The 19,466-nt window shown below is 59.6% G+C and carries 12 protein-coding genes and 1 pseudogene; 1 reads left to right on the plus strand and 12 read right to left on the minus strand.

Going from position 1 to position 19,466, the window contains the following annotated elements:
- Nucleotides 1-354: 354 nt before the first annotated feature.
- Nucleotides 355-897 (minus strand): hypothetical protein, encoded by a 543-nt coding sequence (locus tag AB1E34_RS08655; RefSeq protein WP_372571935.1) that lies wholly within the window; start codon nucleotides 895-897, stop codon nucleotides 355-357.
- A 22-nt stretch (nucleotides 898-919) separates the two neighbouring features.
- Here AB1E34_RS08655 and AB1E34_RS08660 point away from each other — a divergent pair, with 22 nt between their 5' ends.
- On the plus strand, nucleotides 920-1,177 hold the full coding sequence (locus AB1E34_RS08660) for a hypothetical protein (RefSeq protein WP_372571936.1): 258 nt from the start codon (nucleotides 920-922) through the stop codon (nucleotides 1,175-1,177).
- A gap of 377 nt (nucleotides 1,178-1,554) precedes the next feature.
- Here the strand turns inward: AB1E34_RS08660 and tssK are convergent, their stop codons facing one another.
- The 11 genes and pseudogenes from tssK to tssH form a co-directional block, all read right to left on the minus strand.
- Nucleotides 1,555-2,895 carry a type VI secretion system baseplate subunit TssK gene (gene tssK / locus AB1E34_RS08665; protein WP_372571937.1) on the minus strand — a complete coding sequence of 447 codons (1,341 nt, stop codon included), beginning with the start codon at nucleotides 2,893-2,895 and terminating at the stop codon, nucleotides 1,555-1,557.
- Between the two features lie 40 nt (nucleotides 2,896-2,935).
- Nucleotides 2,936-4,402 carry a type VI secretion system-associated FHA domain protein TagH gene (gene tagH / locus AB1E34_RS08670; RefSeq protein WP_372571938.1) on the minus strand — a complete coding sequence of 489 codons (1,467 nt, stop codon included), beginning with the start codon at nucleotides 4,400-4,402 and terminating at the stop codon, nucleotides 2,936-2,938.
- Between the two features lie 10 nt (nucleotides 4,403-4,412).
- Complete coding sequence (locus AB1E34_RS08675) at nucleotides 4,413-4,715, minus strand: PAAR domain-containing contractile injection system baseplate protein (RefSeq protein ID WP_306196155.1); 303 nt, start codon at nucleotides 4,713-4,715, stop codon at nucleotides 4,413-4,415.
- Between the two features lie 2 nt (nucleotides 4,716-4,717).
- On the minus strand, nucleotides 4,718-5,299 hold the full coding sequence (locus AB1E34_RS08680; RefSeq protein ID WP_372571939.1) for a DUF6931 family protein: 582 nt from the start codon (nucleotides 5,297-5,299) through the stop codon (nucleotides 4,718-4,720).
- Between the two features lie 32 nt (nucleotides 5,300-5,331).
- Nucleotides 5,332-7,365 carry a type VI secretion system Vgr family protein gene (locus AB1E34_RS08685; RefSeq protein ID WP_372571940.1) on the minus strand — a complete coding sequence of 678 codons (2,034 nt, stop codon included), beginning with the start codon at nucleotides 7,363-7,365 and terminating at the stop codon, nucleotides 5,332-5,334.
- 31 nt (nucleotides 7,366-7,396) lie between these two features.
- Nucleotides 7,397-11,344, minus strand: a complete 3,948-nt coding sequence (locus AB1E34_RS08690) for a type VI secretion system contractile sheath domain-containing protein (protein ID WP_372571966.1) — start codon at nucleotides 11,342-11,344, stop codon at nucleotides 7,397-7,399.
- A gap of 528 nt (nucleotides 11,345-11,872) precedes the next feature.
- Nucleotides 11,873-12,376 (minus strand): annotated as a pseudogene (gene tssB / locus AB1E34_RS08695) (type VI secretion system contractile sheath small subunit); the annotation flags it as partial.
- The gene (locus AB1E34_RS08700; protein WP_372571941.1) at nucleotides 12,369-13,223 is read right to left on the minus strand and encodes an ion transporter; all 855 of its coding nucleotides are present in this window, start codon (nucleotides 13,221-13,223) and stop codon (nucleotides 12,369-12,371) included. The gene AB1E34_RS08700 and the pseudogene tssB, both read right to left, overlap by 8 nt.
- 76 nt (nucleotides 13,224-13,299) lie before the next feature.
- Entirely contained in the window at nucleotides 13,300-14,553 is a 1,254-nt protein-coding gene (locus AB1E34_RS08705) for a hypothetical protein (protein ID WP_372571942.1), read from the minus strand.
- Nucleotides 14,554-15,075: 522 nt separating this feature from the next.
- Nucleotides 15,076-16,632: a hypothetical protein gene (locus AB1E34_RS08710; RefSeq protein ID WP_372571943.1), complete on the minus strand. Its 1,557-nt coding sequence runs from the start codon at nucleotides 16,630-16,632 to the stop codon at nucleotides 15,076-15,078.
- 44 nt (nucleotides 16,633-16,676) lie between these two features.
- Entirely contained in the window at nucleotides 16,677-19,421 is a 2,745-nt protein-coding gene (tssH, locus tag AB1E34_RS08715; RefSeq protein ID WP_372571944.1) for a type VI secretion system ATPase TssH, read from the minus strand.
- Between the last annotated feature and the right edge of the window lie 45 nt (nucleotides 19,422-19,466).

Consider the following 19,466-nt stretch of genomic DNA (forward strand, 5'->3'; position numbering starts at 1 on the left):
GACTTTCGCCACATCGGTATCGAGAACTGGATTCAGCCGCTCGCGACATGCTCGGCATGTGTTAATTGATTGATAGCGTTTCGTCCGCAAGAGAATTCGACATCCCATGATACTTATTTCATGTGTGATGACATCCAAGCTGCCTGCAGCAAGTCTGAAGGACTGTGTTGAGTATTCCGAACCGGCCGATGAAGAGTGGAGTATCCTGTCGGCTTTCGGTCTGCCTGTTGGAGGAAAGGTGGGGTTCCATCAGCGGTGCCATGAACGCCCTTAGGCGCCACGCAAACATAGCACGGCACATTCAGAACCGACCTTCCCCAATTGGCTTGCGGTTTGAGGCCAAGCCGAAAACCCCTAGAATTTGCCGCCTATGCCAAGACCAAAGAAAAACTGTAACTTGCCCTTCTCGATGCTTTTCCAAGGGTCGACGCCTATGAATATCGGGATGTTCAGTTCCACCTTGTCCTTGGTCAAGACCTTGACCTTGACTTCTTTGTACAGTGCGGCCCCCTTGGGCTTCGGTAATTTCAGCGGCTTTTCCGGTTTAACGACCGTGTCCTTTTTCGCTTTCTCCAAATCATCTCGGAAACCGTCTAATTTCAGCTTTTGGGCTTTGGCGGGATCCTTCTTGATCACTGCCTCGGCCTTCTTCTTCTCCTTTTCTACACTTTTCTTTACGACGGTTTGAAGGTTCTTGGTGAGATCCTTGCCGAGCTTTCCAATCTCGGCGCAGATCGTCTCCTCAACAATTTTTTCGGTGAACTTCGCGCGCGGTAGCGACTTCGCGCGCTTCTCAATTTTTTTTGATGCCTCTTTGCAGGCTGCTTCAAGACGTTTCGTCCAAGGCAAAGCAATGATTGTCGGCAGCAAGGCAGGAATCACAGTAGCCGGTAACATAGGTTCGACCTTCCCAGGCTAAATGAGCATCGTAGAATTTACAAGCAGTGTCTGTCAAGGAATGCCCCGTGAAGCCATGCGGCCCGACCTGCTCTCGCTTGAGGGGAGCACTGACCGCACGCGTTCTTTTCAGAACGAAGAATTTGACCCTCTGGCGTCATCGAGCGATCCTTCCGCCAATCTGCGGGCCGCCTGGGGAATGTCGATCATGCGATTTATGAAAGCGTACATTGTGCATGCGGTTATCCAGTGCAAATCCTCGGCCAACATTCCTGCGTAGTAGTTCCAATGGCTGTCCCGCGCCGACTCGTTCTTGAAGGCGATGACGCGTGCATGTCCTGCTCTGGCTGGCGGGCCGGGAGCGCGTGCATACAGTATTCGGCCTGCGTCCAGAACCGATCAATTTGGATAGCAAATCCAATGTCCACTCGTCTGCGCTGTCGTCATTGGCCTACCGGTCACGTTACTTCGGATGTGACCAATCGATTTGGCTTCGCCATTTGCAGGAGTGAAACCGTCGCTTCAGAAAACGAATTCTTACTGAACGGTTGCATTGCGCAAGTTTCAGTCAACCAAACACGGCGGAGCATTCGGTATTAAGGGCCCGAAGCTGCCTTTCGAAGCTGTGGTCGATCCTTGCGGTTTTGACGTGCAGAATCACTGATTGCGGATCGCCCAGAGCTCCATCTTCAGCCCCGGATACTGGCCAGAGACATGCACAGCGATGCCGCCCGAGGTGGTCATCTTGTTCCAATAGGGGCTGGCCGCGTCCAGCTCGAAATAGACGACACCCGCGTGATAGGGGATCTGGCGCGGGGCGACCGGCAGCGGGCGCAGGGTGATGCCCGGCAGGGCCGAGTTGACCAGTTGGCGGATTTCCTCGACCGGGCCGGTCTTGGCCTGACCGGCGAAATGGCGGCGGATATCCTCGGCGGGGATATCGGCATTGACCGCCAGCACAAAGCCCGCATTGCCCACCAGCTTGCGGTCGGCGATGACACCGACGCTGATGCCGTATTTGCGCGCCTCCAGCGGGATCGACACGGCGGTCTGTTCCAGCACCGAGCTCAGATATTGACGCAGCACCCGGATCACCGGCGCAAAGCTGTCGGTCAGGTTGTCATGCTCATAGGCCGGGAATTGCGGCGCGGCCTTGTCGGCGCTCATGAAGGTTGCCAACTCTCCTGCAAGTCCAGCGCAGACCCGGTAGGCATGTTCGGGATGCACATTCTCGATATGTGCGAAATGGCGCACCAGAGGCAGGTTGCGGTTGATCACCATCAGCAGCAGGAAATCGGAAATCTCCGCCGCCCCCTTGGCCGGCCCCCCTTCGGACAATCGCCCGGCAAGCGCCTGCATCCGATGCGACAGCATACCTTCAAGCTCGTTCAGGAAGCCAGACAGCGGCGGCGCCGCGCGCACGTCCAGCGCCGAGGGGATAAATCCGCGATCCAGCACGATTTCCTTGTCAGGGCGCACCTCGATGATCTTGGCGATGGGGATGGCCAGTCGGTCAGCCAGATCATCCACCTCCAGTGCAAATTGCAGCCGCAACTTGCCGACACCCAAAGTCACCGGCTTTTTCTGCTGGCTCATCACATCTGTGATCTCCAGTTCGGCCGGGCGCAACCGGCTCAGCGATTGTTCCGCGCCGGTCAGGTCGACCTCTGCCGCACCCTGGCGGCGTTGCGGCACGGTCAGATAGACCACGCAATCCTTGATCGTTTCGGGCACTTCCAGCGCGGGCGGGTGGTCATCCGATTGCGGCACCCGGAACACGGTGCCGTCATGAGTCAGCCCGGCGCAGGATTTCAGCGCGAACTGCCCGACCTTCAGAACCTCGTCATCGATCTCAAGCGCGCTCACGCCCCAGGCATAGGGCGTCACGCGGCGCGCCAGCCCTGAAACCAGCGCTTCGCCGTAACGGTCGGCCTGCTGGAAGTGATGCGGTTGCAGGAACAACCCTTCCGTCCATAGCACCTTGCTGTCCCAGGACATGCCCTGCCCTCCCTTATTCACGCGCCGCTTGGTTGCGGCGTTATTTCAGTTTTTCCAGCTGTTCCTTGTAGGCGCGCGCAAATTCGCGGCTGAAGAGGTCGTGGAATTCGTTTTCCGCCTGATCCGAAATCTCGGCATACATCTTTTCATAGACTTCCCAATAGCGCGCCTTCTTGCCCCGAAAGAGCGAGCCAAGCGCACCCGAGGTCTCGATCTTGCCCGCCACCTGTTCAGGGTCCAGTCGGGACAGCACGCCTTTCAGCGCCGCCTCCATACCGGTGATCATCGCCACCTGATGCGCCTTGATGTCATCCAGCGCCTCTTTGGTGGCTTCCTCGGACCCCAGATACCCGCGCACGCGTGGTTTCACCATCGCTTCGATGGCCTGTTCCGGACTGATCGAAAATTTAAGCGGGTTGTTGCCCCCTGCCCCGATCATGGTCTGGTCGATACGGAACTCGGACTTGATTGAGGTGCGCGTCATCAGGATTTCACGCAGACCCGAGATCATCGCCCGCAGCACCCGACCCATCCGACCCATCGTGGCGGGCAGATCGGCATCGTCGATCTGGACGTCATCCAGTTCCAGCGCCTCAAGGAAGGCCCGCGCAGCAGAGTTGTCACCAGCAGCTGCAGGTGGTGCTGCCGGAGCGGGTTTTGCGTCCGGTGGCACTACGGGCGGCGTACGCTCGGGTTGCGCGGGTGGTGAAGGTGGCAGAACAGTCTGTTCTTCCGAGGGCGGCAGCGGCGCTGGCGGCTGTTGCGCGCCCGGTGTCGGCTTGGCAACAGGTGCGGGCTTGGGCGGTTCGGGCTCAGACGGGCTGAGCAGGTCATCATCCCAGTCATCAGGTATGAACGATCCCCCGCCCGAGGACGGGGCTGCGAAGGCATCTGTTGGGGACGGGTTGTGCATGGCATCGCTGGCACCTTCGCCTTCCATCCCGTCGCTGGGTTTCTGGAAGAAGGGGTCGTCATCCTCCATCGGCGGTAGCAGATCGTCGATCGGATCGGGGATGTCGATCTGTCCCGGTCCCTTCGGCGTCTCATCACCCAGCAGGTCATCCAGGAAATCGCCGCCCGGCGGGGCATCATCCAGCAGCGCCAGCGGATCGGGCGCGTTGCCGGCCACGCCATGGCTGACACCGCCCTGCGCCGCTGGGGCCGGGATCATCTGTTCGAAACTGGGCAGATCGGCACCGATCTCTACTACCATCTCATAGCCGCCCGCGATCAGAACATCGCCATTGCTGAGCGGCGTCGGCGTGCGGCCCAGCGGGATCTTGGAGTAGTTCAGGAACGTGCCGTTGGTCGACAGGTCGACCACCACCACGCTGCCTGCGTGATCCTCGATCGCGAAGTGGCTTTTCGACAGGGTCTTGTCAGGATCGGGTAGCACCAGGTCATTCGCCGGGCCACGCCCAACGGTCAAAGAGCCGCCCTGCATTGAGACGGGGCGGCCATCACCGGGCACCATCCCGGTGGTTTGGAATTTGAGCGTTACGCCCATGTGTCTTTCTTCATCCTCCGGTCAGAACCGTAACCTCGCCCTTGATGATCGCGCCGCCGCAAGCGCCGAGATCGCCGATCCGGGCGGCCGGCAGTTTCTGGATCAGAACCGTCATCGACCCTTTCACGATCGGGTGCGGCGAGGGCGCCGCCGCATGCATGTCGGTCACCCGCGCCGCTGGCATCTTTGCCACCAGTACCGTCGGACAGCAGGGCGGGATGATCGGCATCGGGGCAGGCACCGGAGGCACCGTCGGCGCAGGCACGTTGCACTGATGCATGTCGGTCACTCTGGCCTGTGGCATTCCCGGCATGTTCAGCCCTCCTCTTCGGCTTCGGCCTTGACCTGTCCGTTGCCGCCGCGGGCGATATCCACGGCGCGGTCGACAAGTTCCTGAGTATAGGCTTCAAAATCGCCTTCATACGCGTCCAATGCAATCACATTTACCGCAAAGGCCATCACTTCCGAGCCACCGGGCGGCGCCGGGTGCTCGTCCAGATCGCCCGGCCCCAGCGAGCCTTCGGCATAGATCGCGCTCAGGGCGCATTTGACGGTTTCGTCGTCCGGCTCGGCCATGTCAATCGCCTGCATCAGCTTTTCGCGATTTTCGGGGCTTGGGCGAAACACCCATGCCTCGGCAGCCTCAAGCGAGGGCGTGTTGTTGTCAGGTGCCGGGCCCACGAAATCTCGCGCCGCCAGACAGGCCCACCAAACCCGTTCGCGCGGCGGCAGCGCTATCGACAAGACGCGCAGCATGTCGATGGGCTTGCCCTTGGCGTCCAGCTCGGCCAGCACAGCATCAGTGGGCGCGCTGGCAGGCGCATCCAGTTTCAGGCTGAGCTTCGTATTGACCTCGGCCAGCATCCGCGCAGTGGGGAGCGCCGGAATTTTCGTCATTTTTTCAAAACGTTCTGTCATGACGGCCCCCATCAGTTGATCATCACTACGCCGCCCTTGAGGGTCAGCATACCGCTGCCCTCGACGGTGGTGAGTGGGCTTTTTACGTCACATTTCGCATCGCCCGTGACAGCGATCATCGGCCCCTTGATGGTGACGCCTTTGGGGTCGATCTTGACCGAAGACCCGGCGACTTTCAGCTCGATCGATTGAGCGGCGGTCATGGTGATCTTGCCCGCCTTGGCATCGACCTGGATGTTGCCCATCTTGACGGTAGTCGTCTGATTGCCCTTGTCCACATCGATGGTCTGGTTGCCGGTTTCGACGGTGGTCGCCATATTGCCCTCACTGACCGTCTCGGTCAGATCGTTGTGGACGGTCAAGGCCATGTTGCCGGGGTCCTTCTTTTTGTCCCCGACCTTGATCGTCGCGTTGTTCAGGACATTCTGCTCGTAATCCTTCTCGGCGACGAAACGGACCAGCTCCTCGTCTTTCTTGTCCTCGAACATCAGTTCATTGTAGCCCTTGCCACCTTTCGAGCTGTTGGTCTTGATCCCCGATTGCGTCTTGTTGTCAGGCAAAGTCCAAGGATGTTTGGTGTCTTTGTTGTAGAGCATTCCGGTACAGATCGGCCTGTCCGGGTCACCCTCTTCGAACTGGACCACCACTTCCTGACCGACGCGCGGAATGTGGACCATACCCCAGCCGCTGCCCGACCACGGCGTCGCAACCCTGATCCAGCAGGTGGTCTTGTCATCCTTCTTGCCTTCGCGGTCCCAGTGGAACTGCACTTTGATCCGGCCATGTTCGTCTGTGTAAATTTCCTCGCCACTGGACCCGGTCACAATCGCCGTGTGCAGTCCCGGGATCTCCGGCCAGGGCGTGTTCATCGGCGCGCGATACTGAACCGTGGCCGGGATAACCGTGAAATCGACCCGGTAGAGATCCTTGTTGTCCTCTTCGAATTCCAGCGCCCCAGTGTCCAGATCGGTCTCGCGCTTGACGAATTCGTAGCCTGACGTGGTTTGCAGGTAATGCGTTGCGCTGGTGGTCAGATACTCGATATTCATCGCGTCATCGTCATGTTCGGTCAGCTTGAACTTCTCGCCGGTGGCCATCGTGCGCACCGTCGCCCGACCGCGCAAATCCTGATGCTCAAGCTCTTCGATCTCCATCCGAACCTCCGCGCGCTTCTTGCCGAGGGTCTTGTCTGAATAGTAGTGGCCGGGATAATCGAAGACCTCGTAATCCTTGTGCGAGTGCTTGGGTTTCAGAATGCTTTTTTGACGGACTTCGTAGGTCTCGGGTTGCGGTTTGAGAAAATCGAAATCACGCAACACAACATTGCCCGAGACGACCGCTTCGCCATAGCCCCATTCGGTCACACGCTCGTCGGTGCGCTGCTTGCCATCATCAGCAGGCCAGAATTCAAGGTCCGAATTCTCTTTGATGCTAGAATGCGTGCCCTTGTCGTCGGTCAGGACGAGCTTTTCGTATTTCTTGTCGGCATCGCTGTGATCGAAGTAGAAATAGATTCCTTCTTCTTCGGCCAGGCGGCAGACGAAATCATAGTCGGTTTCACGGTATTGCACGCAGTAATCGCGCTTGGACAACGTTCCGCGAATGTCGAATTTATAGTCCGAGAAGCCCAGATCGTCGAAGACTTTCTTGATGATCTGGTCGGCTTTCAGTTCCTGGAAGATGCGGCAATCGGTTGTCTTGGTCAGCATCCAGAACCATGGTCGCAGCTCGGCCAGCAATTGCAGGTAGCCATCGCGATAGGCCAGCCGTTCGACCGAGACCACGGTCCCGGTGAACAGCCTCTCATTGCCCTCACCGGTCTGCATATGGACCGTCATGATCTTGCCCAGCATATCCTCCAGCTTGACCTTGACGTCGCGCGACAAGAACTCGACCGATATTTCGGTGAGCTGGCTCAGCCCCTCCTTGACGATGGCGCGCCGTATAACCAGCGGATCAACGCTCTTGCCCTCGACCGTGACCGGCTTGAGACCAAAGGTGTTTGTCTGCCAAAGCACCTGCTTTTCATGCATCTTGGGAGGCATCAGTTAATTCCTTTTTCCTCTGCCGGCGCCATCACAGGTCCGCCAGCAGCGCGGCAAGTTCCGCATCCATTTCGTCATCATCCCCATCAGTGTCATCGTCGTCGCTGTCATCGCCGAACCCGGCCAGCAGCGCGTCGAGATCGTCATCCCCGCTGTCGTCGTCATCATCCCCGCCGAAATCCATATCGAGGTCCAGATCGTCCCCGTCATCGCCTTCCTCGTCCGCCGCGGGCGGTTCGGGCTGCGGTGGCGACGGCTCAGGCGCCGGAACGCCTGTCCATGGCCCCAGAACCTCGCTACCGGCAAGCGCGTTGAACGTACCCAGCCGGATCTCGTCACGGCCCTTGGGCGACAGGACCGGCATATAGCCACGCTGCACCGTCTGTTCGTGCTGCGCCATGGTCAGGTTGCGCTCGGTGCAGGGCAAGGCCACCTGGTCGCCGTAGCGGTCATTGACGTAATGAAACGGCATGCCCCCCAGCGACATCACGCTGCCCAGTCCCATGGAACGGCCATTCTTGCGGAAAGATTGCGCCAGCAGGATCGTCACCAGCACAACCGGGTTGGCCCAGAGCATGCCGCGCAGCCCTTCCGCCATGGTGAATTCCTCGAAGTCGAACTCATAGATCGGCTCGGATTTCACCCCATACGGCCGCCTTAGCAGGAAGCGCGGCGAGGCCAGCCCCAGATGCCCCGCTTCGGGCATCCCGCGCAGCGTGTCCCAGGCCTCGGCCACCAGCGGGTGACGGTCCTTTTTGGCTACATCCAGATAAGAGGGCGTGATCGCGCTGAAAAACGGCGCATCCACATGTGCCGCCACCCGGGCGATGCGGCCCAGAATCTCGGCATGGGGCGGCGTTTCCTCGAAGGTGTACATGCCGATCAGAGCGGAATAGCCGCCGCGCCCGTTTTCCTCGTCCAGCGGCTCTTCGGTCAGCAGCCGCACCAGACCGGTCTTTGCCAGATCCTCTTCGGCGGCCAGATCGGCGGCGATTTCCTCGGCGCTGACATCATAGAGCATGATTTCCAGCGTATCGTCGGTCTCAACGCTGCGCGCGATCAGGTCCAGACTGCGCCATTGCGCCTCGATCGACTGGAACTCCGGGTGGTGCAGCACCATCCGCATCGCCGCGCTCAATGCCTCATCCACAGCCTTTTGCATGGCGGCAGTGTCAGCGTCGGGCAGCTTGCGGATATGCGGGCCAACGATACGTTTGAGCAGGTCGTCCAGTGGCGAGGCCTGCGCCAGTTCGCCACCCGTATCGCCAATCAGCTTCTGGAAATCGCTCAGCTTCAGATCGGCGCGCACGGTATTGCCCGAGGATGTCCGGCGTGGAGGCACCACCGCCTGACCAAATTCCTCGCCCCAGCCGACCAGCTGTTTTGCGGCATTTTCGGCCGTCGCCCCCGCGCTCAGCTGGCTTTTCAGACCAGCGAGCCCTTCGAACAGGTCAACCTTCTCATAAAGCTCATCGGGATGCAGATCGTCGAGTTCTTTCAGTTCCACCTCGATCCCGGCCCCGTCCTTGCCGATGGGCAGGACAAGTTTCGTCGCGAAACCCTCAATGATCTCTTCAACCGTATCGGGATCCAGCAGCGTAGCCTTGCGGCTGGCCAGATCATCGCCGGTTTCAACCAGCCCGCGCGCCGAGCGGCCCGAGAAGTCGCCGAACATCGCGATCCGGAACCGCTTGCGCTCCAGCTTCTGCGGCTCGGGCCGGTCGGCGCTGATCGTGCCAAAGGCCAGTTCGGGATCATCGCTCATCTCAGTTTCGGCCTCGGTTTGGGTTTCGGTGTCCGCGCTTTCCGTGTCGTCATCAAGTCCGGCCAGCAGCGCATCCAGATCATCGTCACCACCTTCCGCATCATCATCACTCAACAAAGCGTCCAGATCGGCGGGTTCATCACTTTCAAGATCGGCGAGCAAGGCATCGAGGTCGCCATCATCGGCGTCATCCGCTTCTTCAGCCTCGGCGGGTGTGTCGTCGCCGTCAAGATCGGCCAGCAGGGCATCCAGATCGTCGAGTCCATCCCCCTCATCCTCGTCCTCTTCGGCGTCCAGACCGGCCATCAAAGCGTCCAGTTCGTCACCCTCGTCGTCGTCCAGATCAGCCAACAGCGCATCCAGATCGGTGTCGTCCTCTTCCTCTCCGGCCTCGGCCACCGCATCGCCCATATCCGACAGATCATTCAGCAGCGCATCGAGATCATCATCCCCGGTCTCCTCCTCAACCTCGGGAATCTGGGCCTCTTCATCATCCCCCAGATCGGCAAGCAGCGCGTCCAGATCATCACCCGCCCCGACATCCGAGGCGTCCAGATCATCGCTGTCTGCCTCAGCTTGATCATCATCCTCATCGGTCAGGTCCGACAACAGCGCATCGAGGTCGTCCTCGTCACTCTCTGTTGCTGCGTCAGTGTCCGCCTTGTCGGACATATCTGACAACAGCGCATCAAGATCGTCTTCCGCTTCGCCCTCGCTTTCGGGTTCATCCCCGCCAAGATCGGCCAGCAATGCATCCAGATCACCATCATCGCTATCTTCTTCTGCGACCTCCAGGTCGGACAATCCCTCCAGCGCGTCCTCAACGCCGGTGTCTTCTTCCTCGTCAGGCAAGTCTTCAGCTATGTCGGCCAACAGCGCGTCGAGGTCATCCTCTTCCGGAGCTTCTTCCGGGGTGTCCGTGGCAAGGTCGCTCAGAACGTCATCGGCGCCATCATCTTCGTCGCTGTCTTCTGTCTCGGGCAAGGAGGACAAGGCTCCCTCCAACGGGTCGTCTTCCGCTTCCTCGGGCTCATCATCGACCAAATCGGCAAGCAGCGCGTCGAGGTCGTCGTTTTCTTCATCCTCGACAGCGGCCGTTTCTGCGAGATCGCTCAGAATATCTGCGGCACCCTCTTCGACCACCTCGTCGGGCGTATCCGGCAGGGATGAGAGCGCTTCATCAACAGCGGTATCTTCCTCGTCCTCCGGGGTGGCGTCGGAGAGATCGGCAAGCAGGTCGTCCAGATCGTCGCTTTCGGGGTCCTCCTCGGGGGCGGAGGCCGCCAGATCATCCAGAACACCTGCATCACCCTCATCGGACTCCTCGTCGGGTGTGTCCGGCAAGGATGAGAGCGCATCGTCAAGCGCGGTATCTTCCTTGTCCTCCGGAGCACCTTCGGAGAGATCGGCAAGCAGATCGTCCAGATCATCCTCTGAGGTGTCGTCGGTTGGCGCAGTCTCGGCCAATTCGTCGAGAATGTCCGAGGCGGTGTCCTCTTCCTCTGCAAGCTCGGTGTCAGGCACCGACGCGAGCGCGTCGCTAACGCTCGTATCAATCCCGACCAGATCGCCGGGCGCAGCCGCCGCCAGCTCCCCCAGCACGTCCGGGGTTGGGTCGGTGTCCTGAGGCGCTTCGGCTTCGGGGATCGAGGCCAAAGCATCGGAAACCGCGTTCTCCTCCACTGGTTCATCGGGAACATCCGTGGCCAGCTCGCTCAGCACATCGGCGCTGTCATCCTCGTCCGGGGCGGTCTCTGCCTCGGGGAGCGACGCGAGCGCATCCGCAACCTGCGAGTCCTCGGCCTCCTCCTCTGGCGCGGTGGCGGCGAGTCCGTCCAGAATATCGCTCGAACTGTCCTCTTCTACCGCCTGTTCTGTATCGGGGATCGAGGCGAGCGCATCGGCGACGGAGCTGTCTTCCCCGACCTCCTCCGGCGCGCTTTCCGCGAGCCCGCTGAGGACGTCAGCGGATGTATCCTCCTCAACCGCTTGTTCGGCTTCTGGCAATGAGGCCAGCGCATCACTGATGCCGGTATCCTCGGCGACCGCCTCCGGCGCACTCGTAGCCAGATCACTCAGCACGTCCTCAGAGCTATCGGGGTCGACCTCTGCCTCGACCTCCGGGATCGACGCCAGCGCGTCGTCGACAGCGTTGTCTTCCGGCGCGTCCTCGGGGGCGGCGGCAGCCAGCCCGCTCAGAACTTCACCAGACATGTCTTCCTCGACCGCCTGTTCAACTTCGGGCAGCGAAGCGAGAGCATCCGTGACGCTGGTATCTTCTTCGACCTCATCGGGTTGGTGCGCAGCCAGATCGTTCAGCACGTCAGCAGCCCCATCCGCTTCCGCCGCTGCTTCAGCCTCCGGGATGGAGGCTAGGGCGTCGATGACGGAAGTATCTTCTGGTGCTTCCTCGGGCGCGGTGGCGGCAAGCCCGCTCAGAACGTCGTCGGAGGCATCTTCCTCGACCGCCTGTTCGGTTTCGGGCAGCGAGGCCAGCGCATCGGTGAGCGAGTTGTCCTCTGCCTCCGCCTCCGGGGCGCTCGCGGCAAGCCCGGACAGGACATCTGCAGATGTGTCTTCCTCAACCGGCGTTTCAGTTTCTGGGATCGAGGCGAGCGCGTCTGTGACCGAGGTATCCTCGGGCGCATCTTCGGGGGCGGCGGCGCGCAGGGCGTCCAGAACGTCGCCCCCGTCATCCTCGGGCGTTTCGGGAATCTCCGCATCGCGTAAGGACTCGAGCGCAGACTGGGTGTCACCCGAGGGCTCGGAGGCGGCCACGGCCGACAGCAAGGACGGATCGGCAAGGATCTTCTCGATTAGCGTCTCGGCCCCGGTCTTGCCATCCATATAGGCCATCAGATTGTCGAGCTGGGTGCGCGCCTCAAGCAGGGCGCGCAGCGGTTCGATCTTGGCGGCGATGGCGGCAGGGTTGAAATCGCTCATCTTTTCGAAGGTCAGATCGACCGGCAGGTTCCCCTCGCCTGTCACTGTATTAGGCACGGTGAACTCGACCCGCGGGGCCATTGCCTTCATCCGCTCGTCGAAATTGTCGACGTCGATCTCAAGAAATTTGCGATCCTCAATCGAGGGCTGCGCCACCTCGGACTTGCCCGCCAGATCGCTCATCACCCCCATCACGAAGGGCAATTGCACCTTCTTCTCGGCGCCGTAAAGCTCCACATCATATTCGATCTGAACCCGGGGCGCGCGGTTGCGGGCGATGAATTTCTGCGAGCTGTCAGCCATCGCGCGCGCCTTTCAACTCAGCCACTTCCTTGCGCAGGGCACGCAGTTCCTCATGCAGGGCCAGAACGTGTTCATCCACCACATCGGTCTCGGATCGCACCAGCTCGCGCAGTTTTTCGAACTCAAGCTCGGATTCATCCTCCACCGCCGATTGCATCGTGTTGACCAGCAGACCGATAAAGAGGTTCAGGACCGAAAAGGCGGTGATGACGATGAAGGGCACAAAGAAGGCCCAGGCGGTTGGATATTCCTCCATCACCGGGCGGACGATCCCCATCGACCAGCTTTCCAGCGTCATGATCTGGAACAGCGAATAAAGCGATCGTCCCAGCGTGCCGAACCATACATCGAAGGCCGGACCATACATCAGCGTGGCCATAACGGCAAAGACGTAGAACACGATCGAGATCATGATGATCACCGCGCCCATGCCGGGCAGCGCATCCAGCAGCGCCTGCACAACCGCGCGCATCTGCGGGATGACTGACAGCAGTCGCATTGCCCGGATGACCCGCAGCCCCCGCAGAGCGGACAGACCATCGCGATCCGGCAGCAGGCCAAGGCCGACAACGATCAGGTCAAACACATTCCAGGCGTTGGTGAAGAAGCGCAACCGGTAGGCATAGAACTTGATCAGAAGCTCGATCACGAAGATGCCCAGCACCACCCTGTCGAAGACAGCCAGCAGATCGCCAACCTGGGCCTGCACCGCCGCAGAAGTAGACAGACCCAGCGTGATCGCGTTGACAATGATGACGCCAAGAATGGCATTCTGGACGCCCCGCCGCTCGATGAACTCGCGCGCGCGCTCCTGCAATGTCATGGCACCTTCTGCGCTGCTGTCCATCGGATCGTTCCTTTGCAGGTCTTGAATGCGCCGGGCACGGCCTCAACGCCGTGCCCGGTGATAGGGTCATGTGCCGTCAGGCGGCAAGATCGCTGATCTCATCCACCAGTTTGTAGATGCCCGCAACGCTTGTCACCATGGCTGCGGTTTCCTTTAGGGCGGTTTTTTTGTCGAGCGCTTTCAGTTTATTGTAAATCGTGGTGTCATCGACTTTCAAACCGTTGGCTTCCATCAGCGACTGCATCTCCTTGAGGAACTTCTCACGTTCCTCCAGAACGGCCGCCAACGAGCTGGCATACCGTTTCGAGGCCATCGCCTCGGCGCCCAGCTTGATGCCCATCGCGTTGACCTTGCCTTTGGGCGCGGACTGCGCGCGAGCAACCTTCATCAGTTCATCCGCCTTGGCGCCGTATTTGTCGACCTCCTGGCGGGCCTTGGTGGCGTTCTCGCGGTATTTCTGGCGCTTGCTGTCAGCGTCCTTGTTGTAGGAGTTGATGCCCTTGATGGTGAAATCCAGAATCTCTTTGCGCAGCTGTTTGGCATCCTTGCCCTTGGCCACTTCCAGCCCGGCATCAACGATCTTGTCGGCCATTTTATTGATGGAATCCAATGGCTTCTTGATGTCGAGACCCGAGGTGTCGGTCAGCCCGTGACGCTTGGCGGCCTGCATGATCGTGGTGCCGCGCAGGGTGATGTATTTCTGGATCGCACTTTCGAGATCCTTGCGCAGCTTTTCTTCGCCCTTGCATTGCTGCTGAATTTCCTTGCCCAGCTTGTACATCTGCTTGGCGATCGTCTTGTATGCCAGAACATCGCCCCCCGAAGAGGCCACCAGCCGGGTGACGGCGGTGCCGATCTTGATCACGCCCATCGTCACCTTGAGCGTGGTCTTGGCACGCGCCTCGACCAGCAGCTTGTCCTTGTTGGCCTCTTCCTTGAGCCGCTTCTGGATCGCAACCTGTGCCGCAGCTTCGGCCGAGGCCATGGCGTTCTTGATCGACTGGTTGGTGCCCTGGATCAGCTTTTCGGCTTCGGCCTGGCCTGTTGCGCCCGGCGTTTTCTTGAGGATTTCGCCGACCTTGGCGTCAAGCTTGACCGCTTCTTCGGTGATGACCTTTTCATAGCGCTCAAGCTCTTTCATCCCGGCCGCTTCGAGACGCTTCAGCGCCGTTGACGGACAGGGATCGGGCTTTTTCAGTTTGCCGGTCGTCGTGACTTCGAACACGACGTCGACCTTGTATTTGGGCAGTTCGATGAATTGCAGCTTAGGTTTCTTGCGAACCAAATCGACGACGCCGAACTTGTGCTTAACTGTGTTTGTCTTGGCCATGAGGTTATCCTCGCTATTCGATGAGTGTTGTCAGGAAAGATGCCCGTTCAATGGCGCATCGCATCCATTCCGGCTTGGGTTTCACCGCTGGTCAGGCCATTCCAAACGTCGAAAGTCACAACTGGCCGCGCGAACCGCGCGCAAGCCGAAGAGCTTAGCACGAGGTTCTTCGCGTCTTTTGTAACATGTCCGATCATTGCCTTATCCCCATTGCGACTGCGGTGATGAACGTATCAAACACACAGTTGTGAACCTCATCTGTGAATTTGTTTCCAGAATGGTCGAGAAATTTACCAAGGTCACATTTACATGGAACAAAGTGCGTGTGGTGCATCCGAACTTTGAGTGTTTGGAACACGGATGCGCCGGTTTGGTGGCAAGGACCTCCTTTCTCTTGTTGTGGTCGGTCCTCGCATATTTTAGTCATCAGGCCGTCGGTTGTTGATAGCCTAAAGGGTCGAATTCGGGGCGTAAGAGCGGACTGCGCCGCTCTTACTATGCCCGACCAGTCAGAACAGCAGATCAGCCAATGGCGGCCTCAAGCTGATCTTTTCCTTCCGACGCGATATCGTTGAATAGTCCCAGCGCGGTATTCAGTGTGTCCAGTGTGTCGGACGCCCCTTTGAAGCCGTCACCGGCATTCGCGCCGGCCAGCGTGAGGTTCACAACACTGGGAAAGACCTTTTCGAAGATATCCGCATATTTGGGGTTCGACCCGCTTAACGCATCCAGCATGGTCTTCAGCTTGGGCGCATTTTTGTCTGCTGCCGAGACCCGGCCCATCATCTTCGAGCAGGATTCAAGCGCCTTGTTCAGGACCGCACGCGCCTTCTTGAGCTTGTCGAGATATTTGCGCGCCTCTTTGTTGGTGGATTTCTTCATTGCCTTTTCAAGCTTATCGCATTCCTGCAGACCCTTCATGATGGCCTGCGAGAGCTTGCGCCCACCAACTTCGAGCCCGGCGACCTTGTTCTGCCAAAGGCCGTAGTTTTTGTCGCATTTCGGAAGTGTCGCAAGGAACGGCGCGTCCGTTCCCAGAATACCCTTCAGCACGGTCGCACCAACTTCGGCCCCGCCCTGGGTCTTCTTCTTGGCCTCGCCCGACGCGTCGCGATAGCGCTTGAGCAATGTGTCCAGATCGCTTTTCAGGACGCTTTCGACCTTTTCCGCCTCGCGAGCGGTATCCTTGATCTTGTCCGCAAGGGACGCGACACCCCGCACCAGCGATATGATACCAAGCACCAGCGACGCGCCACCGGTCGCGGCCGACCCGGCTACGCCTACGGCACCGCCGACAACGCCAAGAACACCCAGAGTGATATCAAAGCCCGTCTTGACCTTGTAGTCCTTGTATTGCTGCTTGCGCTTCACGAAGCCTTTCCACCGGTTCAGCGGGATCGCTTCGAAGTGCTTTTTCGTGCCGCCCATCAGAGTCTTGAGCTTGACGTCGAAGTTCTTGACCAGCCCGTCGACCTTCTTCTGGTCGGTTTCCTTTTTGATCGCCGCGTCGGTCGACATCAGCTCTTTGGCAAGACTAGCCACCAGCTTGTCTGACAGCGCATTCGCGTCATCGACCATCTGCTGCGGCGTGACATAGTCACCTTCGTTTTCAAGCACGTCCAGCAGGTCTTCGTTCAGCTTCAGCTGGAATTTGTAACCCTTCAGCTCTTTCAGCCAATCGGGTTTGTACTTCTTGGTAATCTCGGCGCCCAGATCCTTCTTCCAGATGACGACACCCTTGCCGACTTTCTGTTTCGGGGCAGCGGTCGATGCGCTTTTGGCGCGCTCGCTCTCGGCCTTCTGCTTGGCCTCGATCTCTTTTTCTTTCTTGTCGATGATCTTGGGATACTTCTTGAGAACTGTGACAGTGTCCTTGTGCGATGATCCACAAATCTTAACAGCGTCCGCCACCTTACGCTTCAGGTTTGAAATGGCTTTCAGAGATTTGTCCCAATCCATCTGGTCTTCGGCAACCTGAAAATCCTTCAAAGCGTCACCCAAACCGGTCTTTTTTATCAACTTGGGTTTGTTCTTTGACCACCACTTCTGGTCAAGTTCCGGCGTCATATTCGCTTTCATGATTTCCTCCTATTTGCTGAAAAGTTGCACAGGGTGCGCAAGCTCTAGTCAAACCCGTAGGTGAACTCCCCGTCTGTGACATCGATCACAACCTTAGATATATCATGCCCTTCCATCATTCGCTTGAGGAATTCGGCTGAAATATCGGGCAGCATCGTGTTGGTTACGATGGCGTCGATCATGCGCCCGCCGCTGTCGAGCTCCTGGCAGCGGTTGACGATTTCCTCGACCACCGCATCGGAGTATTCGAACGGCACGCCATGGGCCTCTTGCACACGTTTCTTGATCCGGCCCAGCTGCAGCTTGGTGATCTCGGCGATCATATGCGGGCTGAGCGGATAGTACGGGATCGTCACCAGACGGCCCAAAAGCGCTGGCGGGAAGACCTTGAGCATCGGGTCACGTAAGGATTTCGCCAGCCCTTCGGGGTCGGGCATAAGGTCGGGATCGGCGCACATGTCCATGATCATCTCGGTGCCCACATTCGAGGTCAGCAGGATCAGCGTGTTCTTGAAGTCGATCACGCGGCCCTCGCCATCCTCCATCACCCCTTTGTCGAAGACCTGGAAGAAGATCTCATGCACATCCGGGTGGGCCTTTTCGACCTCATCGAGCAGCACGACCGAGTAGGGCTTGCGCCGCACCGCTTCGGTCAGCACGCCGCCTTCGCCATAGCCGACATAGCCCGGAGGCGCACCTTTCAGGCTGCTGACGGTATGCGCCTCCTGGTATTCGGACATGTTGATGGTGATGACGTTCTGTTCGCCACCATAAAGCACCTCGGCCAGCGCCAGCGCGGTTTCGGTCTTACCGACGCCCGATGTCCCGGCCAGCATGAACACCCCGATGGGTTTGGAGGGATTGTCCAGCCCGGCGCGGCTGGTCTGGATGCGCTTGGCGATCATCTTCATGGCGTGATCCTGTCCGATCACGCGTTTGGACAGATGCTCTTCGAGGGTCAGGATGGTCTCGATCTCGTCCTTTACCATGCGACCCACCGGGATGCCGGTCCAGTCGCCCACCACGCTGGCCACCGCCTGATGGTCGACGATGGGCAGGATCAGCGGGTTGTCGCCCTGCACCTCTTCCAACTCGGCATTCTTGGCCTTGAGTTCGGCCATCAGCGCCTCGCGGTCGATCTGTTGGGACTCGCCATCAATATCCGGCACCTTCTCCGCAGCAGCTTCTTCGGTGGCGGCCTCGCCTTCGGGGGTGCCGGTGCCTTCTACTTCATGGCCGCCCTCGCGTAGCTTGGCACGCAGGTCGAGGATGGATTCCACCACCGCCTTTTCCGCGTCCCAGCGTGCGGTCAGACCGGTCAGGCGCTCCTCTTCGGCCTCTTTTGCGGCAGTCACCGCCTCCCGCCGGTCGGCCACATCATAGCCTGCGGTTTCGTCGCGCCCGATGATTTCGAGTTCCGTGGTCAGCGCCTCGATCCGACGGCGGCTGTCATCGACCTCGGCCGGAACCGCGTGCTGGCTGACGGCAACACGGGCGCAGGCAGTGTCGAGCAGGCTGACCGATTTATCCGGCAATTGCCGCGCCGGGATGTAACGGGCCGAGAGCGTTACCGCCGCCTCGATCCCTTCATCCAGCACCTGCACCCGGTGATGCCCTTCCAGCATGGACGCAATACCGCGCATCATCAGCACCGCTTTCGGAATGTCGGGCTCGTCCACCTGCACAACCTGGAAACGGCGGGTCAGGGCGGGGTCTTTTTCAATGTATTTCTTGTATTCTGCCCATGTGGTCGCGCCGATGGTGCGCAATGTGCCACGCGCCAGCGCGGGTTTCAGCAGGTTGGCGGCGTCGCCTGTGCCTGCCGCACCGCCTGCCCCCACAAGCGTATGGGTTTCATCGACAAACATCACGATGGGGGTTGGGCTGGCCTGCACCTCGTCGATCACCTGCCGCAGCCGGTTTTCGAACTCGCCCTTCATGCTGGCGCCCGCCTGCAACAGGCCCACATCCAGCACCAACAGACGCACATCCTTCAGCGCAGGCGGCACATCGCCGCGCGCGATGCGCAGGGCAAAGCCTTCGACCACCGCCGTTTTTCCAACGCCCGCCTCGCCGGTCAGGATCGGGTTGTTCTGGCGCCGCCGCATCAGCACGTCGACGATCTGGCGGATTTCTTCGTCGCGGCCCACGATCGGGTCGATCTCGCCATTGCGGGCCTGTTCGGTGAGGTCGGTGCAAAACTGCTCCAACGCCTCGCCCTTGCCCATTGCACCGGGCGCCATCGAACCGCTGGCCTCGCCGGGTTCGGCCCCGCCGCCGACCTGAGAGCCATCCTGCGCGCCCAGTGTTTCCTCGGGTGAGCCATCGGTGGCCACGTTGAAATTGTCGGCCAGATCATCGGCACCGATGGAGCCCAGCTCGGGCGACATGGTCTGCAGGATGTTGCGCAAGGCAGGCGTCTTGAGCATCCCCAAAATCAGATAACCAGTCCGCACCTTGCTGTCGGAATAGAGCAGCGAGCCCCAGACCCAGCCGCGTTCCATGGAATCCATCAGATGATCGGAAAGGTCCGAGATGGTCGAGGCCCCGCGCGGCAACATGTCCAGCGAGCGGGTCAATTCGGAGGCGATCTTGCCGGGATCCAGATCGTAATGCTGGATGATGCGGTGAATGTCGCTGTCCTGCCCGTTCAGGATCTGGTGCAGCCAGTGCTGAACCTCCACATAGGGGTTGCCCCGCATCTTGCAGAAGACGGTCGCCCCTTCGATGGCCTGATAACCCAGTTTGTTCAGCTTGCCGAACAGCGCCACGCGGCTGATCTCAGTCATTTTGATATCCTTTCGTCCCTGTCGGCTTGTCTTTCAAAACCTATC

The organism is Ruegeria jejuensis, assembly GCF_041537905.1.
Taxonomy (GTDB): domain Bacteria; phylum Pseudomonadota; class Alphaproteobacteria; order Rhodobacterales; family Rhodobacteraceae; genus Ruegeria_C.